Annotated in this window: 23 protein-coding genes and 1 other RNA gene; 11 read left to right on the top strand and 13 right to left on the bottom strand. The window is 60.8% G+C overall.

Annotated elements, in window-relative coordinates:
• Positions 1-108: 108 nt before the first annotated feature.
• The 4 genes from KY495_RS13955 to aceE form a co-directional block, all read right to left on the bottom strand.
• On the bottom strand, positions 109-501 hold the full coding sequence (locus tag KY495_RS13955) for an Ig-like domain-containing protein (protein ID WP_219880015.1): 393 nt from the start codon (positions 499-501) through the stop codon (positions 109-111).
• A 121-nt stretch (positions 502-622) separates the two neighbouring features.
• Positions 623-2446, bottom strand: coding sequence for a dihydrolipoyl dehydrogenase (gene lpdA, locus KY495_RS13950; RefSeq protein WP_219880014.1), 1824 nt, complete (start codon positions 2444-2446; stop codon positions 623-625).
• 12 nt (positions 2447-2458) lie between these two features.
• Positions 2459-3805 carry a dihydrolipoyllysine-residue acetyltransferase gene (gene aceF, locus KY495_RS13945; RefSeq protein WP_219880013.1) on the bottom strand — a complete coding sequence of 449 codons (1347 nt, stop codon included), beginning with the start codon at positions 3803-3805 and terminating at the stop codon, positions 2459-2461.
• Positions 3806-3887: 82 nt separating this feature from the next.
• On the bottom strand, positions 3888-6584 hold the full coding sequence (gene aceE, locus KY495_RS13940; RefSeq protein ID WP_219880012.1) for a pyruvate dehydrogenase (acetyl-transferring), homodimeric type: 2697 nt from the start codon (positions 6582-6584) through the stop codon (positions 3888-3890).
• A 229-nt stretch (positions 6585-6813) separates the two neighbouring features.
• Here aceE and folD point away from each other — a divergent pair, with 229 nt between their 5' ends.
• The gene (gene folD, locus KY495_RS13935) at positions 6814-7659 is read left to right on the top strand and encodes a bifunctional methylenetetrahydrofolate dehydrogenase/methenyltetrahydrofolate cyclohydrolase FolD (RefSeq protein ID WP_219880011.1); all 846 of its coding nucleotides are present in this window, start codon (positions 6814-6816) and stop codon (positions 7657-7659) included.
• A gap of 146 nt (positions 7660-7805) precedes the next feature.
• Here the strand turns inward: folD and KY495_RS13930 are convergent, their stop codons facing one another.
• On the bottom strand, positions 7806-9479 hold the full coding sequence (locus KY495_RS13930; RefSeq protein ID WP_219880010.1) for an ATP-dependent endonuclease: 1674 nt from the start codon (positions 9477-9479) through the stop codon (positions 7806-7808).
• 367 nt (positions 9480-9846) lie between these two features.
• Here KY495_RS13930 and KY495_RS13925 point away from each other — a divergent pair, with 367 nt between their 5' ends.
• The 5 genes from KY495_RS13925 to KY495_RS13905 all read left to right on the top strand — a co-directional run bounded on the left by KY495_RS13925 (position 9847) and on the right by KY495_RS13905 (position 14818).
• Positions 9847-11931, top strand: coding sequence for a M3 family metallopeptidase (locus KY495_RS13925; RefSeq protein ID WP_219880009.1), 2085 nt, complete (start codon positions 9847-9849; stop codon positions 11929-11931).
• Between the two features lie 28 nt (positions 11932-11959).
• Positions 11960-12613 (top strand): glutaredoxin family protein, encoded by a 654-nt coding sequence (locus KY495_RS13920; protein ID WP_219880008.1) that lies wholly within the window; start codon positions 11960-11962, stop codon positions 12611-12613.
• Positions 12614-12617: 4 nt separating this feature from the next.
• Positions 12618-13037, top strand: a complete 420-nt coding sequence (locus KY495_RS13915) for a DNA polymerase III subunit chi (RefSeq protein ID WP_219880007.1) — start codon at positions 12618-12620, stop codon at positions 13035-13037.
• Between the two features lie 2 nt (positions 13038-13039).
• Positions 13040-13450 carry a hypothetical protein gene (locus KY495_RS13910; protein WP_219880006.1) on the top strand — a complete coding sequence of 137 codons (411 nt, stop codon included), beginning with the start codon at positions 13040-13042 and terminating at the stop codon, positions 13448-13450.
• Between the two features lie 231 nt (positions 13451-13681).
• Complete coding sequence (locus KY495_RS13905; RefSeq protein WP_219880005.1) at positions 13682-14818, top strand: branched-chain amino acid ABC transporter substrate-binding protein; 1137 nt, start codon at positions 13682-13684, stop codon at positions 14816-14818.
• 96 nt (positions 14819-14914) lie between these two features.
• On the opposite strand, the gene KY495_RS13900 is transcribed toward KY495_RS13905, so the two are convergent.
• The gene (locus tag KY495_RS13900; RefSeq protein ID WP_219880004.1) at positions 14915-15223 is read right to left on the bottom strand and encodes a c-type cytochrome; all 309 of its coding nucleotides are present in this window, start codon (positions 15221-15223) and stop codon (positions 14915-14917) included.
• A 177-nt stretch (positions 15224-15400) separates the two neighbouring features.
• Here KY495_RS13900 and KY495_RS13895 point away from each other — a divergent pair, with 177 nt between their 5' ends.
• The gene (locus tag KY495_RS13895) at positions 15401-15634 is read left to right on the top strand and encodes a TIGR04438 family Trp-rich protein (RefSeq protein WP_219880003.1); all 234 of its coding nucleotides are present in this window, start codon (positions 15401-15403) and stop codon (positions 15632-15634) included.
• A 45-nt stretch (positions 15635-15679) separates the two neighbouring features.
• Here the strand turns inward: KY495_RS13895 and KY495_RS13890 are convergent, their stop codons facing one another.
• Together KY495_RS13890 and ilvD are read right to left on the bottom strand one after the other, a co-directional pair.
• Positions 15680-16447, bottom strand: coding sequence for a tetratricopeptide repeat protein (locus KY495_RS13890; protein WP_219880002.1), 768 nt, complete (start codon positions 16445-16447; stop codon positions 15680-15682).
• A 126-nt stretch (positions 16448-16573) separates the two neighbouring features.
• Positions 16574-18259 carry a dihydroxy-acid dehydratase gene (gene ilvD / locus KY495_RS13885; protein ID WP_219880001.1) on the bottom strand — a complete coding sequence of 562 codons (1686 nt, stop codon included), beginning with the start codon at positions 18257-18259 and terminating at the stop codon, positions 16574-16576.
• A gap of 133 nt (positions 18260-18392) precedes the next feature.
• Between ilvD and KY495_RS13880 the strand changes: the two genes are divergently transcribed.
• Both KY495_RS13880 and lgt read left to right on the top strand, forming a co-directional pair.
• A complete protein-coding gene (locus tag KY495_RS13880) occupies positions 18393-19301 on the top strand; it encodes a LysR family transcriptional regulator (RefSeq protein ID WP_219880000.1) in 909 nt (302 codons plus the stop codon).
• Complete coding sequence (lgt, locus tag KY495_RS13875) at positions 19279-20085, top strand: prolipoprotein diacylglyceryl transferase (protein ID WP_219879999.1); 807 nt, start codon at positions 19279-19281, stop codon at positions 20083-20085. The genes KY495_RS13880 and lgt overlap by 23 nt, the downstream gene beginning before the upstream one ends.
• 6 nt (positions 20086-20091) lie before the next feature.
• On the opposite strand, the gene KY495_RS13870 is transcribed toward lgt, so the two are convergent.
• From KY495_RS13870 to KY495_RS13850, 5 genes are all read right to left on the bottom strand, one after another.
• Positions 20092-20916 (bottom strand): sulfite exporter TauE/SafE family protein, encoded by an 825-nt coding sequence (locus KY495_RS13870; RefSeq protein WP_219879998.1) that lies wholly within the window; start codon positions 20914-20916, stop codon positions 20092-20094.
• Positions 20917-21005: 89 nt separating this feature from the next.
• Positions 21006-21470: an EVE domain-containing protein gene (locus KY495_RS13865; RefSeq protein ID WP_219879997.1), complete on the bottom strand. Its 465-nt coding sequence runs from the start codon at positions 21468-21470 to the stop codon at positions 21006-21008.
• A gap of 59 nt (positions 21471-21529) precedes the next feature.
• Positions 21530-21710, bottom strand: a non-coding RNA gene (gene ssrS / locus KY495_RS13860) — 6S RNA.
• 46 nt (positions 21711-21756) lie between these two features.
• On the bottom strand, positions 21757-22068 hold the full coding sequence (locus KY495_RS13855) for a cell division protein ZapA (RefSeq protein ID WP_219879996.1): 312 nt from the start codon (positions 22066-22068) through the stop codon (positions 21757-21759).
• On the bottom strand, positions 22065-22319 hold the full coding sequence (locus KY495_RS13850) for a DUF904 domain-containing protein (RefSeq protein ID WP_219879995.1): 255 nt from the start codon (positions 22317-22319) through the stop codon (positions 22065-22067). Before KY495_RS13850 ends, KY495_RS13855 begins: the two co-directional genes overlap by 4 nt.
• A 283-nt stretch (positions 22320-22602) precedes the next feature.
• On the opposite strand from KY495_RS13850, the gene groES reads away from it, so the two are divergent.
• Positions 22603-22893 carry a co-chaperone GroES gene (gene groES, locus KY495_RS13845; RefSeq protein ID WP_054264305.1) on the top strand — a complete coding sequence of 97 codons (291 nt, stop codon included), beginning with the start codon at positions 22603-22605 and terminating at the stop codon, positions 22891-22893.
• A gap of 27 nt (positions 22894-22920) precedes the next feature.
• Complete coding sequence (groL, locus tag KY495_RS13840) at positions 22921-24570, top strand: chaperonin GroEL (protein ID WP_219879994.1); 1650 nt, start codon at positions 22921-22923, stop codon at positions 24568-24570.
• The last annotated feature ends 47 nt before the right edge of the window (positions 24571-24617 follow it).

Raw genomic sequence — 24617 nt, 5'->3', positions numbered from 1 at the left:
ACGCAGCCGCGAAGCTGCCTGATGCACCGATCACGGTGCAAGAAGTACGAGGAAAAAAGGGAAGCGCAAGCTTCCCTTTTCATTTGGTCGCGCCGCTGCCCGCATGCATCACGTTGCAGCCGGGGGTGTCACACATTTCTGGCCCTGCTTCACCGCCGGCAGCACGCATACCCGCTCCTTGACGGTGAGCGTTGCCGTGGTGCGCGTGGGATTGTAGCTGCCGATTTCGGGCTGGGATGCGGTGAGGACGGTCTGGCCGATACCGACAACGGTCACCTTGTAATCTGCCGACACGGTGGCGACTTCGGGATTGCTGCTCGTGACGACAAACACACCAGGGCTTTTCGATGTGGGCAGAGTCAACGCAAAGGGTTCGTCGCCTTCGGTCTTGGTGATATCAGGGAAGGGACCGAGCGGGACGCCGTCATCTCCGCCACCGCAGGCAGTCAGTGCGAGCGCACAGGAAATGGCAAGGGCGGAAAGGAATGTTGAGCGATTCATGTAGTATCCAATTATGTACGATTGCTCAAATTATAAGTCACCCGTCAGGGCGTAGCCAGAACATGCAGTAAAAAAGCCGCCCCGGTCTCGCGGCCGGGGCGGCTCTCTAGAATGCCTGCTGTTAGCGCTTGCGCGGCGGCGGCAGGTCGGTGCACACGCCTTTGTACACTTCGGCGGCCATGCCGATCGACTCGCCCAGCGTCGGGTGCGGGTGAATCGTCTTGCCGATATCGACACCGTCCGCCCCCATTTCGATGGCCAGCGCGATCTCGCCGATCATGTCGCCGGCGTGGGTGCCCACGATGCCGCCGCCGACGATGCGGTGCGTCTCGGCGTCGAACAGCAGCTTGGTGAAGCCTTCTTCGCGGCCGTTGGCAACGGCACGGCCACTTGCGGCCCACGGGAAGTGGCCCTTTTCAAGCTTGATGCCCTGCGCTTTGGCTTCATCTTCCGTGATGCCGACCCATGCCACTTCCGGATCGGTGTAGGCCACCGATGGAATGACCTTGGCATCGAAAAATGCCTTCTCGCCGTGCGCAGCCTCCGCCGCCACATGCGCCTCGTGCACGGCCTTGTGCGCCAGCATCGGCTGGCCCACCAGGTCGCCGATGGCGAAGATGTGCGGCACGTTGGTGCGCATCTGGCCATCAACGGGGATGAAGCCACGCTCGGACACCGTCACGCCAGCCTTGTCGGCAGCGATCTTCTTGCCGTTCGGGCTGCGGCCAACCGCCACCAGCACCATGTCGTAGACCTGCGGCTCGGGCGCCTGGCCGCCGGCTTCGGCAGCCTCGAACGAGACCTTGATGCCTTCGGCCAGCGCTTCCACCGCGACCGTTTTGGTCTTGGTCATGATGTTGTCGAAGCGCTTCTCGTTGAACTTTTGCCAGACCTTGACCATGTCGCGGTCCGCGCCCTGCATCAGGCCATCCATCATTTCGACCACGTCGATGCGCGCGCCCAGCGTGGAGTACACGGTGGCCATTTCCAGGCCAATAATGCCGCCGCCGATGACCAGCATGCGCTTGGGGATCTGGCGCAGTTCAAGCGCGCCGGTGGAGTCCACAATGCGCGGATCTTCCGGCACGAACGGCAGCTTCACCACCGACGAACCAGCGGCGATGATCGCTTTCTGGAACTGGATTACCTTCTTGCTGCCGTCCTCGCCCGTCACTTCAATGTGATTGGCGCTGACAAACTGGCCCACGCCCTGCACCACGTTGACCTTGCGTGCCTTGGCCATGCCGGCCAGGCCGCCGGTCATCTTGGTGATGACCTTGTCCTTGTAGGCACGCAGCTCATCGAGGTTGATTTCAGGCTTGGCAAAGGTCACGCCATGTTTGGACATGCCGGCAGTTTCGTCAATGACGGCCGCCACGTGCAGCAGCGCCTTGGACGGAATGCAGCCAACATTCAGGCATACGCCGCCGAGCGACGAATAGCGCTCCACCAGCACCGTGTTCATGCCAAGGTCCGCAGAACGGAAGGCGGCCGAGTAGCCGCCGGGACCTGCTCCCAGCACCATCATCTCGCATTCAACATCGACCTTGCCGTCATACTTTGCCATCTGGGGCGCTGGCGCGGCAGCAGCGCCCACCGGGGCCGCATCCGGACGCGCAGGCGCCTGCGATTCTGTCGGCGCCGATGGTGGCGTGGCCGCTGCCGGTGCCGGCGACGCGGGTGCAGCGGCAGGGGCGGCCTCGCCGGCCGACGCTTCCACAGTCAGCAGGATCGACCCTTCGGCCACCTTGTCGCCTACCTTGATTTTCAGCTCCTTGACCACGCCTGCGTGGGTGGAAGGAATTTCCATGCTGGCCTTGTCCGACTCCACCGTGACCAGGCTCTGGTCGACCTTGATGGTGTCACCCACCTTGATCATCAGCTCAATTACTTCCACTTCCTTGAAGTCACCAATGTTCGGGACCTTGACGTCGATTGTGCTCATCGATGCAGCTCCTTATAACAGCGACTTGCGCAGGTCCGACATGACTTCTGCCAGATATGCGGTGAAGCGGGCAGCCATGGCGCCATCGATCACGCGGTGGTCGTACGACAGCGACAGCGGCAGCATCAGGCGCGGCTGGAATGCGGCGCCGTCCCACACCGGCTTCATGGCCGACTTGGACAGGCCGAGAATGGCCACTTCCGGTGCATTGATAATCGGTGTGAACGCGGTGCCGCCAATGCCGCCCAGCGACGAGATGGTGAAGGTCGCGCCCTGCATGTTGGCGGGGCTAAGCTTGCCGTCGCGCGCAGCGCCCGACAGTTCTGCCATTTCAGTGGCGATCTGCGAGATGGACTTCTTGTCCGCATCCTTGACCACGGGGACCATGAGGCCGTTCGGCGTGTCGGCGGCAAAGCCGATGTTGTAGTACTGCTTGAGGAACAGGTTTGCGCCGGTCTCGTCGATGGACGCGTTAAACGCCGGATACTTCTTGAGCGCGGCTACCGACGCCTTGATGACAAAGGCGAGCATGGTGAGCTTGACCGTGGACTTGGCCTTGGCCAGGGCGGCGTTGGAATCGACACGGAACTGTTCCAGGTCGGTCACGTCGGACTCGTCGAACTGCGTGACGTGCGGGATCATGACCCAGTTGCGGTGCAGGTTCGGACCGCTGATCTTCTTGATGCGCGACAGCGGCTGCAGCTCGGTCGGCCCGAACTTGCTGAAGTCGAGCGACGGCCATGGCAGCAGGTCCAGGCCCACACCACTGCCACCCTTGGGAGCGGCGGCGCCATTGCCCGGTGACGCGCTGGCCAGCACGCCCTTGACGAAATTCTGCACGTCTTCCTGGGTGATGCGGCCCTTGGGACCACTGCCCGCCACCCGCGACAGGTCCACGCCCAGTTCGCGCGCGAACTTGCGGATCGATGGCGAGGCATGCGCTTTTGAATTTGACGCAGCCGGCGCTGGCGCAGCTGCCGCAGGTGCCGCTGCCGGAGCAGGTGCCGGCGCAGCAGCAGGCGCGGGAGCAGCAGGCGCAGGCGCAGGAGCAGGCGCGGGAGCGGCAGGCGCCTCGGCCGGCGCAGCTGCCGGCGCAGGTGCTGCGGCATCGGCCGCGCCCTCGGCCGCTTCCAGGATCAGGACCAGCGAACCTTCCTTGACCTTGTCTCCCACCTTGATTTTCAGTTCCTTGACCACGCCCGCGTGCGAACACGGGATTTCCATGCTGGCCTTGTCCGATTCGACCGTGATCAGCGATTGGTCCACCTTCACGGTGTCGCCCGGCTTGACCATCAGTTCGATTACTTCCACTTCCTTGAAGTCGCCGATGTCCGGGACTTTGACTTCCACTGTACTCATTGGGTTGGCTCCATGTTCTTTTTGCCCGCGCAGCCGCTTTTCACGGCGCCCTGCGCGGGACGGCGTATTTCTACGTGCCTGATTATTGCGTCACCGGATTCGGCTTGTTCGGATCGATACCGTATTTGGCGACCGCCTGGGCCACCGCATTGGTGTCGATCTTGCCTTCATCGGCCAGTGCCTTGAGCGTCGCCACGACGATATAGTGGCGGTTCACTTCAAAGAACTCGCGCAGCTTGACGCGGCTGTCGGAGCGTCCGAAGCCGTCGGTACCGAGCACCTTGTAAGTGCGGTCCTTGGGCATGAATGCGCGGATCTGTTCGGCGAACAGGCGCATGTAGTCGGTGGTGGCGATGATCGGGCCGGACGTTTCCTGCATCAGCTGGGTCACGTACGGCAGGCGCTGCGGGCCGGTCGGGTTGACCATGTTCCAGCGCTCGGCATCCTGGCCATCGCGGGCGATCAGGGTCAGCGACGGTGCCGACCACACATCGGCGGCGATGCCGTAATCCTGCTCCAGGATCTGGGCGGCGAAGATCGACTCGCGCAGGATGGTGCCCGATCCGATCAGCTGCACGCGCTGCTGGGCATCGGCTTTACCTTGCTGGAACAGGTACATGCCTTTCAGGATGCCCTCTTCGTCGCCCGCCTTCATGCCCGGCATCGGATAGTTCTCGTTCATCAGCGTGATGTAATAGAACACGTCCTCCTGCTCGGCCACCATGCGGCGCAGGCCGTCCTGGATGATGACTGCCACTTCGTGGCCAAAGGTCGGGTCATACGGCATGCAGTTGGGGATGGTGGCAGCCATGATGTGGCTGTGGCCATCTTCGTGCTGCAAGCCTTCGCCATTGAGCGTGGTGCGCCCGGCCGTGCCGCCCATCAGGAAGCCGCGTGCGCGCATGTCGCCTGCCGCCCATGCCAGGTCGCCGATGCGCTGCATGCCGAACATGGAGTAGAAGGTGTAGAACGGGATCATGATGCGGTTGTTGGTCGAGTACGACGTCGCCGCGGCGATCCACGAACTCATGCCGCCCGCCTCGTTGATACCTTCCTGCAGGATCTGGCCGGCCTTGTCTTCGCGGTAGTAGCTCACCTGGTCCTTGTCGACCGGCTCGTACAACTGGCCCTGCTGGTTGAAGATGCCGATCTGGCGGAACAGGCCTTCCATGCCGAAGGTACGCGATTCGTCCACCAGGATCGGCACGATGCGCTGGCCCAGGTTGGGGTCGCGCAGCAGGGTCGAGATGATGCGGACAAAACTTTGCGTGGTCGAGATCTCGCGGCCTTCAGCGGTAGCATCGAGCACGTTCTGGAATGCCGACAGGGCCGGCACCGGCAGCGTTTCCGCAGCCTGCGGACGGCGCTGCGGCAGGTAGCCGCCCAGCGCTTCGCGGCGCTTGTGCAGATAGACCATTTCCGGCGCATCGTCAGCCGGCTTGAAGAACGGGATGTCGGCCAGCTGGTCGTCGGGAATAGGGATGGCGAAACGGTCGCGCATCTCGCGGATGGCTTCATCATCGAGCTTCTTGGTCTGGTGCGCCGTGTTGCGCGCTTCGCCCGACTTGCCCATGCCGAAGCCCTTGACGGTCTTCACCAGCAGCACCGTCGGCGTGCCCTTGTTTTCCTGGGCGACCTTGAAGGCGGCGTAAATCTTGTGCGGATCATGGCCGCCGCGGGTCAGGCGCCAGATGTCGTCGTCGGTCATGTTGGCGACCATTTCCAGCAGCTTGGGATGCTTGCCGAAGAAGTGCTTGCGCACGTAGGCGCCATCCTTGGCCTTGTAGTTCTGGTATTCGCCGTCCACGGTTTCCATCATCACGCGCTGCAGAATGCCGTCCTTGTCCTTGGCCAGCAGGGCGTCCCAGCCCGGGCCCCAGATGACCTTGACGACGTTCCAGCCGGCGCCGCGGAAGTCCGCTTCCAGTTCCTGGATGATCTTGCCGTTGCCGCGTACCGGGCCGTCCAGGCGCTGCAGGTTGCAGTTGACGACCATGACCAGGTTGTCCAGGCGCTCGCGCGCGGCCATGCCGATGGCGCCCATCGATTCCGGCTCGTCCATCTCGCCATCGCCGCAGAAGACCCAGACCTTGCGGTTTTCGGTGTCGGCGATCGAGCGCGCATGCAGGTACTTGAGAAAGCGCGCCTGGTAGATGGCCATGAGCGGGCCCAGGCCCATCGACACGGTCGGGAACTGCCAGAAGGTCGGCATCAGCTTGGGGTGCGGATAGGAAGACAGGCCCTTGCCGTCGACTTCGCGGCGGAAGTTGAGCAGCTGGTCTTCCGACAGGCGCCCTTCGAGGAAGGCGCGCGCATAGATGCCCGGCGATGAGTGACCCTGGAGGTACAACAGGTCGCCGCCGTGGTCGGCCGACGGGGCGCGCCAGAAGTGGTTAAAGCCGATGCCGAGCATGTTGGCCAGTGAAGCGAAGCTGGAGATGTGGCCTCCCAGGTCGCCGTCGGCGCGGTTGGCCTTGACCACCATGGCCATGGCGTTCCAGCGCATCCACGAGCGCAGGCGCTCTTCGTATTCGAGGTTACCGGGGCAGTGTGCTTCGAGGTGGGCGGGGATGGTGTTGACGTAGGCGGTATTGCTGGAAAACGGGATGTGGGCGCCGCGGCGGCGGGCCAGGTCGACCAGGCGCTCCATCAGGTAGTGAGCCCGTTCCGGGCCTTCGTTTTCAATGACGGCTTCGAGTGCTTCGAGCCATTCTTGTGTTTCTAGTGTATCTGGATCGTTGGCGGCTTGGGCCGTCAACTGGTCGAGTTGAGCTGACATTAATGCGTCTCCTTGTGTGTGTGCCCTACCCGATTCCCTGAATCGCCGCGGACGTTTTGCTGACAATTTACCATTACATTAAATTAGTGCAGAGATTCTAACAGTGTTTTTATGCTTTTCCAAATTGCGATATATCATTTCATATTATGGAATGACGGTGCCGACATCAACCTGCGGGACGCCCGCCGTTTTATAATCCCGCTTTCCCTTCCACTTACTTCTTTCCACCATGTCCGCACAACTGATCGATGGCGTCCTCCTTTCCCAACAATTGCGCGCCGAGATCGGCCAGCGTGCCGCGGCCCTGACGGCCCAGGGCAGGCAGCCTGGCCTGGCAGTGATCCTGGTGGGGGAAGACCCGGCCAGCCAGGTGTACGTGCGCAACAAGGTCAAGGCCTGCGGCGATGTGGGCTTTCATTCCGTGCTCGAAAAATACGATGCCGACCTGAGCGAAGCGGCCCTGCTCGAGCGCATTGCCGCCTTGAACGCTGACCCGGCCATCCACGGCATCCTGGTCCAGATGCCTTTGCCCAAACACATCAACCCGCACAAGGTGATCGAAGCCATTTCCACCAGCAAGGATGTGGATGGCTACTCCGTGCTGTCGGCGGGCGAACTGATGACGGGCCTGGAAGGATTTCGCCCATGCACGCCGTATGGCTGCATGAAGCTGATCGAAAGCACGGGCTACGACCTGCGCGGCAAGCATGCGGTCGTCATTGGACGCAGCAACACGGTGGGCAAACCCATGGCACTGTTGCTCTTGCAAGCGAACGCCACCGTGACCATATGCCACAGTGCGACGCCGGACCTGGGCTACCACACGCGCCAGGCCGACGTGGTGGTAGCCGCCGTCGGGCGCCGCAATACCCTCACCGCCGACATGGTCAAGCCGGGCGCCATCGTGATTGACGTGGGCATGAACCGCGACGAGAACGGCAAGCTGTGCGGCGACGTCGATACCGCGGGCGTGCGCGACAAGGCTGCGCACATTACGCCGGTGCCAGGCGGTGTGGGACCGATGACGATTACCATGCTGTTAATGAACACGGTCGAAGCGGCCGAACGTAGATGATATGCCACGGCAGCTAACTCGAAGCCTGCCTTGCAGGCATCGCCACAATCAAAGCGCGTTGAACCACAAGCCACAGCTCCGCTGGCACAACTAAGTCATTTCATTCCATTACTGCAAAAACGCCCCTCGGAAGAAGACTGGAGTTTTTATGCGACGCTAGCTTGTTGCCAAATCTTCGTAACGAAAGCTCTCGCATCGGCTAGCTCTGAGTCACGTTCCAGGTCTCGCTCTTCTATAACCTTTTCTACAAAACTCGGACCATGCTTGGCCTCGATACTTCGACAAAAGCCCTCGAGCTCGCCAACGGGGACGATCCAAAGTCCTAGAACAGCACAAGCATCAACCAATCGGTCATACATTTGAATGGTCGTAGAACCACGTAACGCGCTTCGACCGGCCTGCTTCAGGGCATCCCACGGGGACACTGTGCGAAAAATCGCTTTAATGTTGCGCTCGGCATCCTTTGGAAATTGTCCTGTGTCACTCACACCCTGCAATTCCGCGGAGATCATTTGCTTTATCTGGCTAGCATTAATCGGCGGACTTATTGCTTGCACGCTATTCTTAATCGTGGCCCAAGCGCTGCGTATCTCATCCCAATTTCCGCCAATACTTTCATAAAGTCCGCGAAAGGCATTTTCCTCGCTCAAGATATCAACGTCCGTAATGACGGTCACTGGCACATCCAGGGCCCGAAGAGTATCTACCAGTTTTGCCATACGATGCTTTCCGGAGGCATGTATAAATAGAACATCTGGACGGACCTCACCACTAATTGAGGGTAGATTCAAGAAGGAACTATAAAACAAGCAGTCGCCATCGGATTCAGTAATGATAACCCGACGGTAAAAAATTCCCTTGAAAACCCCTGAATATTGAGTCAAGGTATCACTAGCAATGGCGGCGGTCCGCTCCTTGCTGAGCTCCTTCACTCTATTGATCGATCCAACACGTTGAACACGTACAATCCTAATTTTATTATTTCCTGCGGCTAAAAGTCCGTCCAAAATATCGGTACTATGAGTTGCGATGAACATCTGAGACTTGGCTCGTCTATTATTCGCTAAAAACTCCCCAAGCAATCTAGCTTGCGGTGGATGAAGAAACGCTTCTGGCTCGTCAAGGAATTGGATCGAATGATTGTCTGCAACCAGCCCGTGAAGCAGAACTGTCACAAAACTTCGCATCCCGTCACCTTGATTCTGCAATGGTACGGCTGTGGCTAGAAGTTGATCGATAAAAGATTTCGATAGTGCGTCTTCGCCAGGAGCAAGATCAGGTCGGCTGCCCACATAAATCGGATAATTCGAACCACCAGCCCTAAAGACTATTAAATCTTGCCCAAATGCTTTTCGGAAAAGCTTACTGACCGTGCTCTCAAGCTCCGGATCCATTAACAGGAGATGAATTGGATGTGATGGTGGAGCCTGATAAAGCGCAATGCCACCGGCAGGATCGGAACCGTTAATACGCGTCTCTGTCGCTAGCCTCGTGCTAAAGAAAGGCGCTACAGGATGGCGATCTTCGGCTCCGTCAAAGTATGCCATAAGCGAGTGATGAATATTGTACCCAATACCGCCATATGTAAGGTTAGCGAGGTCACCCGACCGCTGAGCGAACCGCTCCAGATATCCCCTTAGATCCTCGCTAGTGCCGGTTTTCTTTAGTTTGGCGTTAATGACTACCTTCTGCTTCAGGGATTTTGAAACCCATTGTTGCAGTTCCCGGAGTGCCGCGCTTTTTCCTGCATTATTCGGGCCAACGAAAACCACTATCTCGTCTTCTTCAAAAGACAAGGTTTGACCGTCGGAGAAAGTCACGCTTTCGAATGAGATGGCAGGCTTTATGGGCGTTGGCTCCAAACTGGCAGCGTCCTCGGGTGAGTCAATCATACATTTTCAGTCTCGTTGTGAAGTAACTGAAAATGCTATCACATAGTAGGGGCCAGTGCGCCCAAGGTCCTCCAATGCACGCGTACTTCCGCGATTTTCGCCAGATCGGAGTATGGATTTAAGAACAAGAGGGTTCAACGCGCTGGCACACGCCTATTGCTACGAGATATTGCGATGATCAACATGCGCAAGTATCCACTGTGAATCTCGCATGCGTTTAAAATGTAGCAATTGATGACAAGCGAGGTCGTGCCGCTCAAGGCAAGCAGGCCGCGCTAACCCAACAGGAGAGACCATGACGACCGACACCACCAATCCCCTCCTCGACTTTAGCGGCCTGCCGCGCTTTGACCTGATCGCGCCGGAGCACGTGAGCCCGGCCATCGAGCAGCTCATTGCCGACGCCGCCAGCGTGGTCAAGGGGCTCGAAGAACCCAGCGACAATGTCACCTGGGACAACTTTGTCGTCCCGCTGGAAAACGCCACCGAACGCCTGGGCCGCGCCTGGGGCGTCATCAATCACCTGAACAATGTGGCCGACACGCCGGAACTGCGCGCCGCCTACAATGAAAACCAGCCCAAGGTGACCGAATTCTGGACGTCGCTGTCACAGAACGAAGCCTTGTTTGCCAAGTACAAGGCACTGCGGGCCGGGCCGGATTACGCCCGGCTCTCGCCGGCGCGCCAGAAGATTGTCGAAAACGCCCTGCGCGACTTCCGCCTGGGCGGCGCTGAGCTGCCTGCCGACAAGAAGGAGCGCTTTGCCGCCATCCAGGAGCAGCATGCCGCCGTCTCCACCCGTTTTTCCGAGAACGTGCTCGATGCAACCAACGACTATAAATTGCTGGTGCACGATGAAGCGGACCTGAAAGGCTTGCCCGACGACGTCAAGCTGGCAGCGCGCGCCTCGGCTAAGAAGGATGGCAAGGACGGCTGGCAGTTCACGCTGCACTTCCCCTCCTACTACCCAATCTTGCAATACGCCGACAAGCGCGAACTGCGCGAAACCATTTACCGCGCCAGTTCCACCAAGGCTTCCGAAATGGGCACGGTGTTCAGCCAGCTGGAAAACTGGGATAACACGAGCAATATTTCAACCTTGCTCAAGCTGCGCGACGAAGAAGCCAAGCTGCTGGACTACCGCAACTTTGCCGAAGTGTCCCTGGTGCCGAAAATGGCGCAAAGCCCCGAGCACGTCATTGAATTTTTGGAAGACATGGCGCGCCGCGCCCGTCCCTACGCCGAGCAGGATCTGGCCGAACTGAAAACCTTTGCGCGCGACGAACTGGGCATCGACAAGCTCGAATCGTGGGACCTGACCTACGCCTCGGAAAAGCTGCGCGAGCGCCGCTACGCCTTTTCGGCCCAGGAAGTGAAGGAATACTTCCCCGAGCCGAAAGTGGTCGACGGCCTGTTCCGCCTGGTGCAAAGCCTGTTCTCGGTCCAGATCAAGCCCGACACGGCCCCGGTCTGGCATCCGGACGTGCGCTTTTTCCGCATCGAGCGCGATGGCGAACTGGTGGGCCAGTTCTACCTGGACCTGTATGCGCGCAGCGGCAAGAACGGCGGCGCCTGGATGGATGATGCGCGCGGGCGCCGCCTGACCACGGGCGGCGCGGTGCAGACCCCGATCGCCTACCTCACCTGCAATTTCACGCCGCCGGCAACCGTCGATGGCGTGCTTCAGCCTTCCCTGTTCACGCATGACGAAGTGACCACCTTGTTCCATGAATTTGGCCACGGCCTGCACCACATGCTGACGCAGGTGGACGAGCTGTCGGTGTCCGGGATTGCCGGCGTGGAGTGGGATGCTGTCGAACTGCCAAGCCAGTTCATGGAAAATTTTTGTTGGGAGTGGGATGTCCTCCAACACATGACCTCGCACGTTAAGACAGGGGAACCGCTGCCGCGCGCCTTGTACGACAAGATGCTGGCCGCGAAAAACTTCCAGTCCGGCTTGCAGACGCTGCGCCAGGTGGAGTTTTCCCTGATCGACATGCATTTGCATTATGACTACGATCCGGGCAGTTCCAAGGCGGTGCAGGACTTGATCAATGAAGTGCGGGAAAAGTTTTCGGTCATGATGCCCCCGGCATTTAACCGTTTCCAACACTCTTTCGGTCATATCTTTGCAGGCGGGTATGCCGCCGGGTACTATAGCTACAAGTGGGCAGAAGTGCTGTCCGCCGATGCCTACGCCGCTTTCGAGGAAGCGGTGGAGGCCGGCGGCGGCACCCTGTCCGAGGAAACCGGCAAGCGCTTCCAGAAGGAGATTCTGGCCGTCGGTGGTTCGCGCTCGGCGCTCGAATCGTTTAAGGCTTTCCGGGGCCGCGAACCGAGCATCGATGCGCTGTTGCGACACAGTGGCATGAAGTCCTGACCAGGACCGGCCCGCAGGAGAGAGAAATATGAAGGCAGCAACACCGCGCCGCGGCGCACTTTTCAATCTGGCCATGGGCCTGGCATTGCTGGCAGCTGCCGGCGGCGCCAGCGCGCAAATGTACAAGTGGGTCGACGCCAACGGCAAGACCCACTTTACCGACCAGCCGCCGCCGGCCAACGCCAAGCCGGCCCAGATCAAGTCCATGAGCGGCGGGCGCGTGGAGGTGGAACTGCCGTATGTCCTGGCCACCGCGGTGCGCAACCATCCGGTCGTCTTGTACACCACCTCGCCGTGCGCCGGCTGCGACATGGGCCGCACCTATTTGAAAAACCGGGGCATTCCGTTTTCCGAAAAAACCGTGAATAACGGCAGCGACGAAGAAAAGCTCAAGGAGGTGGGCGGCGACGGCAGCCTGCCCCTGCTGCTCGTGGGCCGCACCAAAATTGCCGGTTACCAGGTAGGGAGCTGGGACAGCGCACTGACCCACGCCCAGTATCCGGCCAAAAAGGCGCTGCCGTCCAACTACCAGTATCCGGCACCGCAGCCGGCCGCCCCGGCGCAGCCAAAGGCGGCACCGGCAACGGCCCCCAAGCCGGTGCCGAATGACGAAATAGAAGACACCGACAAGACGCCGCGCGTGCCGCCACCACGCAATGCGCCGCCCGGTTTCAAGTTCTGAGCCAATGACGCGCATCGACTTTCATACCAATATTGGCGACAAGGTCAGCTACACCTGCCGTCTCGCGCGCAAGGCTTACGGCGCGCGCGGCAAGCTGGTGCTGCTGGCGGCCGATGCGGCCCAGGCGGCGGCCCTGAACGCCGGGCTGTGGACGGTGGGCGAGACCGATTTTCTGCCCCACGCCCTGGCCGGTGACGCGCTGGCGCCCCATTCGCCCATCATCGTCACCGATACGCTCGATGCCGAGTTTCCCCATTACGACATGCTGGTCAACCTGACCCAGACCACGCCGGGCGCTCTTGATCGCTTCCAGCGCGTGTTCGAGATCATCTCGACCGACGAGCAGGACGCGGCCGCCGGCCGGCGCCGCTATGCCGCCTATAAAAAGCAGGACTATCCCCTCACCCACTTCGTCGCCTCCTGACCATGACCCAGAACCACGCGTTCGACAACAGCATCCCGGTATTGACGGAAGTATTTACCGACGAACCGGAGCCGGCCCCGCCGCCTGCCCCGGTCAAGGCCGAGGCCCCGCGGCAGCTGCCCGTGCAGGACGTGCTGACCGGGGCGCTGGAAGCGCGCGCCATCGACAGCTGGAGCGAGCCGGAGTGGAACCTGCTGGAGCGGCGCCTGTCCGAACGCATCCTGCAGCAGTTGCAGGGCCGGGTCGATTTTGTGCTCGAGCAGCGCCTGCGCGACAGCATGGAGGAAGTGCTCACTCACGCCATCGCCGGCCTCACCAGCGAAATCCGGGTGGGATTGCAGGCCACGATTGAAAAGATCGTGGTGCGCGCCGTGGCCCAGGAAGTGGCCCACCTGCAAGCGCTAAAGAAATAGCGTTTCGCTTTCAACTGCTTACAATATTGTCCGTAGCGCCAGCCAACGGCGTCCACCAGAAGCGTGATTGACACGTTTGTGGAGGGAAGACGCGTGTCCGGCTGACGCCGGCGGACAATCGGCTTTGCGAATCCGGCAATTTGTTGTACCTTTTGCCCTACAAAAATTTCGTCTATCCGCGCCACAAGCGCTGTTTCACGTAGTTGATTATTAAAACATTGGAGAATGCCCATGCAGTTCACGACCAAACTGATCCCCCTCGCCATCGCCCTTGCCTTTACCGGCTCGGCCAGCGCCCAGGAAGTTGTCAAGATTGGCCATGTCGGCCCGATCTCCGGCGCCAGCGCCCACCTCGGCAAGGATAATGAAAATGGCGCAAGGATGGCGATCGAGGAATTGAATGCCAAGGGCTTCACGATCAATGGCAAAAAGGTCACCTTCCAGCTGGTCACCGAAGATGACGGCGCCGATCCCAAGCAAGGCACCTCGGTCGCCCAGAAGCTGGTCGATGCCAAGGTCAACGGCGTGATCGGCCACCTGAACTCGGGCACCACGGTGCCGGCATCGAAAATCTACAACGACCACGGCATCCCGCAGATTTCGCCATCGTCCACCCAGCCCATGTACACCAAGCAAGGCTTCCCCGGCGCATTCCGGGTGGTGGCCAATGACAACAAGCTGGGCGGCACACTGGGCAAATATGCTGTGACCAAGCTGGGCGCCAAGAATATTGCCGTGATCGATGACCGCACGGCCTACGGCCAGGGTGTTGCCGGCGAATTTGCCCGCAACGTGCGCGCGCCGGGCGTCAAGATCGTTGCCAAGGAGTTCACCACCGACAAGGCCACGGATTTCACCGCCATCCTGACTTCCCTGAAAGCCAAGAAGCCTGACCTGGTCTTCTTCGGCGGCATGGATGCAGTGGGCGGCCCGATGCTCAAGCAGATGCGCGCGCTCGGCATCAACGCCCGGTTCATGGGTGGCGACGGCGTGTGCACCCAGGCCATGATCCGCCTGGCCGGGGCGGCCCTGGGCGACGGTACCGTGACCTGCGCCGAGGCTGGCGGCGTGATGGGGCCACAGGAAAAGGTGCTGGCCGATTTCTCGGAGCGTTTCAAGAAGCGCTTCAATGTCCCCGTGCAGCTGTATGCGCCGTATGTGTACGACTCGGTGATGGTCATGGCAACCGCGATGCAGAATGCCAAGTCGGCTGATCCTGCCAAGTACCTGCCGGAACTGAAGAAGATCAAGTACCAGGGCGTGACCGGCCTGATCCAGTTCGACCCGAAGGGCGATATCAAGGATGGCGCGCTGACCCTGTACACGTTCAAGAATGGCCAGCGGACCAAGCTTGACGTGATCAAATAAGTCGTCAACTAAACGCCCTGCCGCCGCCGCGGCAGGGACGAAAAAAAACGCGCTGTCCAGTTGACCTGAACAGCGCGTTTTACTATGCGGGCAAGATTATTTTTGCGCCAGGATCCACTTGACCAGGGCGCGCGCTTCGGCATCGCTCACCTGCGGGTTGGCCGGCATCGGTACGGCACCCCAGGCACCGGCGCCGCCTTTGAGGACCTTGCCAACGAGCTTGGCTTCGGCATCCTTCTGGCCTGCGTACTTGGCGCCCACGTCCTTGAATGCAGGGCCGACCAGCTTGCTTGCGACGGCGTGGCATGCCATGCAATTTTTGGCCTTGGCCAGGTCAGGGCTTGCCATTGCGCTTGACGACGCCAGCGCCGACAGCACCACACACAACATCAACGAACGCTTCATGTTTCTCTCCAGGGTGACAACTGCGATGATTCTACCGCGTTTGTTGCAAGGCCACATGCAGCCGGCCTTTTTGTTACAACGGTTACCGCTACGCCACGGTTGACGCGAAAGTCAGCGAATAATACCCAAGAGCAAGGAAATCCTTTGTAAGATGGGAGGATCTGTGAGGAGCGTCCCATGCCGTTGATTTTGTTGATCGTTGCCCTGGTCGGGCTGAAGTATTTTGAAGTGTGGAAGTTCGGCACCATGTCCTGGGGCTGGATCATTGGCCTGATGGTGCTGGCCTTCATCTGGTTCGAATTCATCGAGAAAATGCTCGGTCTTGACAAGAAGAAGGACCACAAGCTCGACGAAGAGCGGCGCCAGGCGCGCTTGAAGAATACCTTTGAGCAGCAGAACAAGCGCAAATAAGCACTGCCGGGTAGCCGGCGGTGCCCGCGGTAGCGTCCTCTTATCTCAAGCCGTCGCGCCGGTAGCGCGGTGTTCCTTGCGCGCATCGTCGAGCCGCTTGAACAGCGGCGCATGCAGCTCGCGCGCATGCCTGGTCATGTGTTTGCGCGATTGCTCCACATGCTGCAGCTGGGCGTTCGCGGCCAGCTGGTCGTTGCACGATAGCGCCCAGATCGCATATTCCACCCGGAACTCCACACTGGGAAAGTGTTCGACCAGGTAAGCATATTCAGCGCCCGCCTGTTCCCGCATGCCGGCCGCGGCGAAGCACTGGGCCAGCGCCAGCCCGACCGCCTCGGCACGAAAAGCCGGATGGGTGCGCCGTAACTCCTTCAGCATGGCGGCGGCCTGCTCGGCCTGGCCGTTGGCCAGCCGCGCGCGCGCCGCTCCCAAGCGAATATCCGGATCGTTCGCAAACGGCCCCTGCAGGCAGGCGTCAAACTGCTCCACCGCTTGCGCGGACATCCCGGCTGCCAGCATGGCTGCGGCCAGCCGGGTCTGGTTGTGCGCCGTCGGCGTCAAGGCAAAGGCGTCGGTGGCTTCGCGCAGGTCGCGGCCCGGATCGAGCCGCTTGGCTACCGCCCTGCCCGCCAGGCTGATGGTCCGCTCCAGCCGGCTTTGCGGCAGGTAGATGGCCAGGAAATACACCACGCTGCCGATGAGGGGAAACGAGAACAGGATCAGCAGCCAGAACAGCTGCTTGCCGGTGCGCACGGCGTGAACAGCGAAAAACAACGCAATGAGGATGTGCACCCCGACGCCCAGAAATGGCATGCCTGCTCCAACTCGTGAATAAGCAGACAGGTTAAACAATCGACAACTTAGACGCAAGAAAATTGAACAAAGGCATCAATTTTTGTTGTAAGTATGCCGACTGTTGTGTGCCGGAGCGTGGCGTCGTCAGCCCGTGACGGCGCCCTTGCTGGCGCTGGCCGCCAGGGCCGCGAACTTGGCCAGCACCCCGCGCGTGTAGCGGGGTGCGGGACGGGTCCACAGGGCGCGGCGGCGGGCGATTTCCTCGTCCGGCACATTGAGCTGGATCAGCTGCTGGTGGGCGTCGATGGTGACCGAGTCGCCCTCTTCCACCAGCGCGATGGTGCCGCCGTCGAACGCTTCCGGCGCCACGTGGCCTACCACCATGCCCCAGGTACCGCCGGAGAAGCGGCCATCCGTGATCAGGCCGACCGACTCGCCCAGGCCCTTGCCGATCAGGGCCGCGGTGGGTGCCAGCATTTCCGGCATGCCCGGGCCGCCCTTCGGTCCCAGGTAGCGCATCACCAGCACGTCGCCCGGTTTGATGGCGTCGGCCAGGATCGCGTCCATGGCCGTGTATTCATCATTGAACACGCGCGCCGGACCGGTGATGACGGGATTTTTCAAGCCCGTGATCTTGGCCACGCAGCCTTCCGGTGACAGGTTGCCTTTCAGGATCGCCAGGTGACCCTGGGCGTACAGCGCCTTGTCGATGGTGCGGATGACATCCTGATCGGCGCGCGGCACCGATGGCACATGCGCCAGTTCCTCGGCCATGGTGCGGCCGGTGATGGTGATGCAGTCGCCGTGCAGCAGGCCGGCGTCAAGCAAAATCTTCAGCACCTGCGGCACGCCGCCTGCCTTGTGCAAATCGGTGGCGACATACTGGCCCGATGGCTTGAGGTTGCAGATCACGGGCACCTTGCGGCGGATGCGCTCGAAGTCGTCAATGGTCCATTCCACTTCGGCCGCGTGGGCGATGGCCAGGTAATGCAGCACGGCGTTGGTGGAGCCGCCCGTGGCCATGATGAGCGACACGGCATTTTCAATCGACTTGCGGGTGATGATGTCGCGCGGCTTCAAGTCGCGCTTGACCGCTTCGACCAGCACGCGCGCCGATTCGGCAGCCGAGCCGACCTTTTCATCGTCCGGGTTGGCCATGGTGGAGGAATACAGCAGACCCATGCCGAGCGCCTCGAAGGAAGAGGACATGGTGTTGGCCGTGTACATGCCGCCGCAGGAACCGGCCGACGGGCAGGCATTGCGCTCGATGCCGTCAAAGTCTTCCTTGGACATGCGCCCGGCCGTGAATTCGCCCACCGCTTCAAAGGCCGAGACGATGGTCAGGTCCTTGCCCTTCCAGTTGCCCGGCTTGATGGTACCGCCATAGATATAAATGCCGGGCACATTGGTGCGGGCCAGGGCGATCATCCCGCCCGGCATGTTCTTGTCGCAGCCGCCAATGACCACGACGCCATCCATCCACTGGCCGTTGACGGCCGTTTCAATACAGTCGGCAATGACTTCGCGCGAGATCAGCGAATACTTCATGCCTTCCGTGCCCATCGACATGCCGTCGGAAATGGTGGGCGTGCCGAACACCTGGGGATTGCCGCCCGCACCCTTGATGGTGGAAATCGCGATGTCGGCCAGCTTTTGCAGGCCGGAATTGCATGGCGTGATGGTGGAATGGCCATTGGCCACGCCGATCATGGGCTTGCTGAAGTCTTCTTCCTGGTAGCCCATGGCGTAGTACATGGAGCGGTTCGGGCTGCGCGACACGCCTTCGGTAATGTTGCGGGATCGGCGGTTGTAGCGCGGCTGGTCTGCCATGGTGGACTCCGTGAAGGTAAGTAACGATGGTGAAAGCATGCCGCGCCGGCAAGGGCAAGTCAAATATAAGATTTACGTGCCTGTGATACGTTTAAGATATCATAGGCAGCACTATGAATCGAAAGACGTATCAATGAATGTCGAACTGCGCCAGCTGCGCTACTTCGTCGCCGTCGCCGAGGAGCTGCATTTCGGGAAAGCGGCAGAGCGCCTGCACATGACCCAGCCGCCCTTGTCGCAAGCCATCCAGGGCCTGGAAGACTTGCTGGGCGCAGCGCTGTTCCTGCGCAATCGCCGCAACGTCACGCTCACGCCAGCCGGTGACGCCCTGCTGCCCGAGGCGCGGCGCATGCTGGCGCAGGCCGGCGAGCTGCCGGAACTGGTGCGCCGCGCCGCCGCGGGGGAAGCGGGCCGCCTGCTGCTCAACTTCGTGTCCTCCGCCGATTACAGCGTGCTGCCCCCCTTCCTGCGCCTTTACCGCAGCCAGTACCCGCAGGTGCAGATCATCTTGCAGGAAGCGACATCGGACCGCCAGCTCGACGATCTGCTGCACGCGCGCATCGATGCCGGCCTCCTGATCCCGCCCTTGCCCGACAAGGCCCGCGCGCAGCTTGATTACCTGCCGGTGCTGAGCGAGCCGCTGATCCTGGCCGCCCCCGGCGGCACCATGCCCGCAGGCGCGGTATGGCTGCGCGATGTGCCGCCGCTGCCGCTGATCATTTTCCCGCGCCCAATAGCGCCGGCCCTGCACGATGCCATCCTGGCCTGCTTTGCCGCAGCCGGCGTCACGCCCGCCATCGGGCAGGAAGCAATCCAGATGCAAACCATCGTCGGGCTGGTCTCTGCGGGCATGGGCATGGCACTTGTGCCACAATCCGTGTCGAACCTGATGCGCCCCGGCGTAGAATACCGGGCGCTGCGCGATACCACCCCGCTGGTCGAAACCGGACTGGCGTGGCGCCGCGACAATACCTCGCCCGTCCTGCAAGGCTTTTTGGAATTATTGAGGAACCACACCAATGCTGATTCACCCGCAGCCTGATCCCGTTGCCTTTACGATCTTCTCGTGGCCAGTCCACTGGTACGGCATCATGTACGTCATCGCCTTTGCCACCTTTATCCTGCTGGGCCGGGTGCGGGTGCGCCAGCCGCACATTGCCGCCCAGGGCTGGAAGAACGAGGACCTGGACGACATGCTGTTCTACGGCATGCTCGGCGTGGTCGTGGGCGGGCGCCTCGGTGAAGTGCTGTTCTATCAGCCGCACCTGCTGCTCGAACCATTGCGCATCCTGAAGCTGTGGGAGGGCGGCATGTCGTTCCACGGCGGTTTCCTTGGCGTGCTGATCGCCATGTCGCTGTGGGCGCGCAAGAGCGGCCGCCATGTGCTGGACGTATGGGATTTCATCGCCCCCTTGGTGCCGCTCGGTTATGCCGCCGGACGCCTGGGCAACTTCATCAATGCCGAACTGCCGGGCCGCCTGGCCGACCCCAGCCTGCCATGGGCCATGCTGTGGCCGGGGGTGGAAGGCCCGCGTCATCCGTCACCGCTGTACCAGATGATCGTTGACGGCTTGATGGTGTTCGTGATCCTGTGGATGTTTTCGCGCAAGGCCCGCCCGCGCCTGGCGGTGGGCGCCATGTTTGCCCTGCTCTATGGCTGCGCGCGCTTCTTCACGGAATACTTCCGCGTGCCCGACTGGCAGATCGAAGTGGCAGGCTTGCCGATCACCTCGGGCCAGGTATTGTCGCTGCCCATGATCATTGGCGCATTGCTGATGCTGGCCTGGGCGTATCGCCAGGGCGGCCGGCAGCCGGCCCGGGCTTAAGCGTCGTCAAGCGTTCAGCAGACCGGCACTGCTGGCCGCCTTCCACAGCATGTAGGCCGACAGGCAGTACAGCACCATGGCGAAGATGCGCTTGAGCTTGGCGACCGGCATGCGGTGCGCCGCGCGCGCGCCCACCGGCGCCATGGTGACGCTGGCCGCGGCAATGACCAGCAGCGCCGGCACATAAATGTAGCCGAGCGAATGGGCCGGCAAGCCCTGCTCGTTCCAGCCATGGTAAATATTGGACAGCGTGCCCGACAGGGCAATGGGAAAGCCGATCGCCGCGCTGGTGGCGACCGCATTGTGCATCTTGACGTTGCACCAGCTCATGAACGGCACCGACAGGAAGCCCCCGCCCGCGCCCACCAGGCCCGAGACCGTGCCGATGGTGGCGCCGGCGGCAAACATGCCGGCCGGTCCCGGCAGCTCGCGCGACGGCGAGGGCTTGCGGTTCAAGATCATCTGGGTGGCCGAGAACGCCACGAACAGGCCGAATACCAGCGCCAGCAGGGACGTATCGAGCTGCTTGGCGAAGTAAGGACCTATCCAGGAACCGACCACGATGCCGGGCGCGATCAGCAGCACGATGGGCCAGCGCACGGCGCCGTGCAGGTGGTGGGCGCGCACCGAGGACAGGGAAGTAAACAGGATCGTGGCCAGCGAGGTGGCAATGGCCATGTGGACCACGATTGCGGGCGGAAAGCCGCGCGCGGCAAAGATCATGGTCACGAAAGGCACCAGCACCATGCCCCCGCCCACGCCGAGAAAGCCGGCCGCAAAGCCGCCGCCGGTTCCCATCAACAGCAGTATTAATACCAGCGTCCAGTCCATCGTGTTCCGCCCATGCAGTCGGGCCTGGCCCGCGAGGGAAGCATTCTATCGCTTTCAGCCGCTACTGTTTATCCGGCTAGCAATTGGCATCAGGCGCGGCCCAGCAGGCTGTCAATGAAGGCCCATTCAGACGCTTCGACCGGCATCACCGACAGGCGGCTGCCCTTGGCCAGCAGGCGCATCTGTTCGAGCTCCGGATGGGTGCGCAGTTCTTTCAGGCTCACGAGGCGCGTCTTGCGCAGCGCCTTGACGTCCACGCTGATCCAGCGCGGCTGTTCAAGGGTAGCCTTGGGATCGTAATAATGACTGTCGGGATCGAATTGCGTGGCATCCGGATAGGCCGTGCCGGCAATTTCCACGATGCCGGCAATGCCCGGCTCAGCGCAGCTGGAGTGGTAAAAGAAGGCCAGGTCGCCTGGCTGCATGCCGTCGCGCATGAAGTTGCGCGCCTGGTAGTTGCGCACGCCGAACCAGGCCACGGTGCGCTGCGGCGCGGCCAGCACATCGTCGATGCTTACCTCGTCGGGTTCGGATTTCATCAGCCAGTAACGCATATGCCTTGCCCATAAAAAAAACGGTTGCGCACCGAATGCTCGCAACCGCTTTACGTAATAAGTGCCCCGCCTGTGCCGTTTTTGCCGGCATCCCGAACCTAATGGTTCAAGGTGGTCACAGTTAGTTCAATTTCGGGTTCGTCGAACGAGCGACGCTCACTCCCATCGAACAAATTTCCGCAACCGATGCACATAAATGGTTCAAGGAATATATGGCAATCGCGAACACCGCAGGGTGGAACGGAGTTTACTCCGATGTGTCGCCATGTCAAACGATTTTGTCCGCTTAAAAAAGATTTTCTTGCGGCGTCAGTGCTGTGTCCAACACCTCGTGCATGGACGCGAGTTTTTCCTTGACTTCCAAAATCGACAGGTCCGACAGCGGCCCTTGAGGCGCCTTGACGGACAAGAATTCCGCCGTGACGCTGAGCGCCGCCATGACGGCAATGCGGTCGTTGCCCTTGACCTTGCCCGAGTCGCGCAGTGCGCACATCTTGCTGTCCAGGTGGCTCACGGCTTCCTTGAGCACGCGCTCTTCCCCTTCCTTGCAGGTCAGGCGGTACGGGTTGCCCATGATGGTGACGTTGATTTCGGTCATTGGGTAGCCTCGTTGTGATAGGGAGCGTCGCCCTGCGGCAGTTCCTGCGCGGCGTCGGCTTCCGGCGGCATGGCGGCGAGCAGCGCTTCGACCCGCTGCTGGGCTTCGGACAGGCGCGTCATGAACGCTTCATTTTCCGCTGCCAGCATGGCATTGGACTGGCGCAAGGTGGCATTCTCGCGGCGGAGCGACACAGTCATCTCGGCGAGCCGGTTGATCTTGTCGGAAAGGTCGGTGAATTCAGAAATCATCCCGCTACTATAGGGGGCTGCAGGATTTATTTCAACCGATTCAGTACGTTAGCTCATCTTATTGATCTGGAGCATCATCTCGATGTACGCCCGGCCGAGGCCGGCACCTTTGCGATAAATCAAGCTGATCAGAGAAATAAAACGGATGATGCCTTGAAAATAGGGGTGGCCGTCCCTATAATTAGCACTCGTTAGCAGAGAGTGCTAACAACGATTTCCAGCCCCGGCTTGTGGCCGTGGCTACGAACAGCAAGTCAAACCATTGAAAACTAAGGAGTTTTGCATGAACCTTCGCCCATTGCACGATCGCGTTATCGTCAAGCGTCTCGACCAGGAAACCAAAACTGCATCCGGCCTGATCATCCCTGACGCAGCCGCAGAAAAACCAGACCAGGGCGAAATCCTGGCCGTCGGTAACGGCAAGGTCCAGGATGACGGCAAAGTACGCGCGCTCGAAGTCAAGGTTGGCGACCGCGTCCTGTTCGGCAAATACTCCGGCCAGACCGTCAAGGTTGACGGCGAAGAGCTGCTGGTGATGCGCGAAGAAGACATCATGGCCGTCCTGGTCAAGTAATTCCCAAAATTCAACGGAGAAAAAAACATGGCAGCTAAAGATGTAGTATTCGGCGACGCAGCGCGCGCCAAGATGGTTGAAGGCGTCAACATTCTGGCCAACGCCGTCAAGGTCACCCTGGGTCCTAAAGGCCGCAACGTGGTACTGGAGCGCTCCTTCGGCGCCCCCACCGTCACCAAGGACGGTGTATCGGTTGCAAAAGAAATCGAACTCAAAGACAAGCTCATGAACATGGGCGCGCAGATGGTCAAGGAAGTCGCTTCCCGCACCAGCGACAACGCCGGCGACGGCACCACCACCGCTACCGTGCTGGCCCAGGCCATCGTACGCGAAGGCATGAAGTTCGTTGCCGCCGGCATGAACCCAATGGATCTCAAGCGCGGCATCGACAAGGCAGTTGCTGCCACCGTCGAAGAGCTGGCCAAGATCGCCAAGCCATGCACCACCACCAAGGAAATCGCCCAGGTTGGCGCCATTTCGGCCAACTCCGACTACTCGATCGGCGAGCGCATCGCTGAAGCGATGGAAAAAGTCGGCAAGGAAGGCGTCATCACCGTCGAAGACGGCAAGTCGCTCAACGACGAGCTCGACATCGTGGAAGGCATGCAGTTCGACCGTGGCTACCTGTCGCCTTACTTCATCAACAATCCGGACAAGCAGGTTGCCATCCAGGACAGCCCATTCGTCCTGCTGTGCGACAAGAAGATCTCGAACATCCGTGACCTGCTGCCAATCCTGGAGCAAGTTGCCAAGGCCGGTCGTCCACTGCTGATCATCGCCGAAGACATCGAAGGCGAAGCACTGGCAACCCTGGTGGTGAACAACATCCGTGGCATCCTCAAGACCTGCGCCGTCAAGGCACCAGGCTTTGGCGACCGCCGCAAGGCCATGCTGGAAGACATCGCTGTCCTCACCGGCGGCCAGGTCATCGCTGAAGAAGTTGGCCTGACCCTGGAAAAGGTCACGCTGGCAGAACTCGGCCAGGCCAAGCGTATCGAAGTGGGCAAGGAAAACACCATCATCATCGACGGTGCCGGCCAGAACGAAGCGATCGAAGCGCGCGTCAAGCAAGTGCGCGTCCAGATCGAAGAAGCCACTTCCGACTACGACCGTGAAAAGCTGCAAGAGCGCGTGGCCAAGCTGGCCGGCGGTGTTGCCGTGATCAAGGTTGGCGCTGCCACCGAAGTCGAGATGAAGGAAAAGAAAGCCCGCGTGGAAGACGCGCTGCACGCAACCCGCGCTGCCGTGGAAGAAGGCATTGTGCCTGGCGGTGGCGTAGCCCTGCTGCGCGCACGTGCCAACATCACCGTCAAGGGCGACAATCCTGACCAGGAAGCTGGCATCAAGATCGTCCTGCGCGCCATGGAAGAGCCACTGCGCATGATCGTGCAAAACGCCGGTGAAGAAGCATCGGTGGTGGTGGCAGCGGTCCTGGCCGGCAATGGCAACTATGGCTACAACGCTGCCAACGGCACCTACGGCGACATGGTTGAAATGGGTGTTCTGGATCCAGCCAAGGTGACCCGTTCGGCACTGCAGAACGCCGCCTCGATCGCCGGCCTGATGCTGACCACCGACGCCATGGTATGCGAGCTGGCCGAAGACAAGCCAGCTGCCGGTGGCATGGGCGGCATGGGTGGCATGGGTGGCATGGGCGGCATGGACGGCATGATGTAAGCCTGGGCAGCTGGCCTGCCCTGCGTCAACAAAAAAAAGCCTGCAGC

The organism is Massilia sp. PAMC28688 (genome assembly GCF_019443445.1).
GTDB lineage: Bacteria > Pseudomonadota > Gammaproteobacteria > Burkholderiales > Burkholderiaceae_D > Telluria_A.
Note: the sequence above shows the minus strand (reverse complement) of the source record. Positions and strands in the feature narration are given on the sequence as shown.

What these genes read in the sequence shown, in the direction of transcription:
- KY495_RS13870 (WP_219879998.1), bottom strand. Translation starts at nt 20,916, where the DNA reads ATGGACTGGACGCTGGTATTAATACTGCTGTTGATGGGAACCGGCGGC.
- lpdA (WP_219880014.1), bottom strand. Translation starts at nt 2,446, where the DNA reads ATGAGCACAATCGACGTCAAGGTCCCGAACATTGGTGACTTCAAGGAA.
- KY495_RS13905 (WP_219880005.1), top strand. Translation starts at nt 13,682, where the DNA reads ATGCAGTTCACGACCAAACTGATCCCCCTCGCCATCGCCCTTGCCTTT.
- KY495_RS13865 (WP_219879997.1), bottom strand. Translation starts at nt 21,470, where the DNA reads ATGCGTTACTGGCTGATGAAATCCGAACCCGACGAGGTAAGCATCGAC.
- lgt (WP_219879999.1), top strand. Translation starts at nt 19,279, where the DNA reads ATGCTGATTCACCCGCAGCCTGATCCCGTTGCCTTTACGATCTTCTCG.
- aceF (WP_219880013.1), bottom strand. Translation starts at nt 3,805, where the DNA reads ATGAGTACAGTGGAAGTCAAAGTCCCGGACATCGGCGACTTCAAGGAA.
- groES (WP_054264305.1), top strand. Translation starts at nt 22,603, where the DNA reads ATGAACCTTCGCCCATTGCACGATCGCGTTATCGTCAAGCGTCTCGAC.
- KY495_RS13955 (WP_219880015.1), bottom strand. Translation starts at nt 501, where the DNA reads ATGAATCGCTCAACATTCCTTTCCGCCCTTGCCATTTCCTGTGCGCTC.
- KY495_RS13880 (WP_219880000.1), top strand. Translation starts at nt 18,393, where the DNA reads ATGAATGTCGAACTGCGCCAGCTGCGCTACTTCGTCGCCGTCGCCGAG.
- KY495_RS13855 (WP_219879996.1), bottom strand. Translation starts at nt 22,068, where the DNA reads ATGACCGAAATCAACGTCACCATCATGGGCAACCCGTACCGCCTGACC.
- ilvD (WP_219880001.1), bottom strand. Translation starts at nt 18,259, where the DNA reads ATGGCAGACCAGCCGCGCTACAACCGCCGATCCCGCAACATTACCGAA.
- KY495_RS13925 (WP_219880009.1), top strand. Translation starts at nt 9,847, where the DNA reads ATGACGACCGACACCACCAATCCCCTCCTCGACTTTAGCGGCCTGCCG.
- aceE (WP_219880012.1), bottom strand. Translation starts at nt 6,584, where the DNA reads ATGTCAGCTCAACTCGACCAGTTGACGGCCCAAGCCGCCAACGATCCA.
- KY495_RS13850 (WP_219879995.1), bottom strand. Translation starts at nt 22,319, where the DNA reads ATGATTTCTGAATTCACCGACCTTTCCGACAAGATCAACCGGCTCGCC.
- KY495_RS13910 (WP_219880006.1), top strand. Translation starts at nt 13,040, where the DNA reads ATGACCCAGAACCACGCGTTCGACAACAGCATCCCGGTATTGACGGAA.
- folD (WP_219880011.1), top strand. Translation starts at nt 6,814, where the DNA reads ATGTCCGCACAACTGATCGATGGCGTCCTCCTTTCCCAACAATTGCGC.
- KY495_RS13890 (WP_219880002.1), bottom strand. Translation starts at nt 16,447, where the DNA reads ATGCCATTTCTGGGCGTCGGGGTGCACATCCTCATTGCGTTGTTTTTC.
- KY495_RS13895 (WP_219880003.1), top strand. Translation starts at nt 15,401, where the DNA reads ATGCCGTTGATTTTGTTGATCGTTGCCCTGGTCGGGCTGAAGTATTTT.
- KY495_RS13900 (WP_219880004.1), bottom strand. Translation starts at nt 15,223, where the DNA reads ATGAAGCGTTCGTTGATGTTGTGTGTGGTGCTGTCGGCGCTGGCGTCG.
- KY495_RS13920 (WP_219880008.1), top strand. Translation starts at nt 11,960, where the DNA reads ATGAAGGCAGCAACACCGCGCCGCGGCGCACTTTTCAATCTGGCCATG.
- groL (WP_219879994.1), top strand. Translation starts at nt 22,921, where the DNA reads ATGGCAGCTAAAGATGTAGTATTCGGCGACGCAGCGCGCGCCAAGATG.
- KY495_RS13915 (WP_219880007.1), top strand. Translation starts at nt 12,618, where the DNA reads ATGACGCGCATCGACTTTCATACCAATATTGGCGACAAGGTCAGCTAC.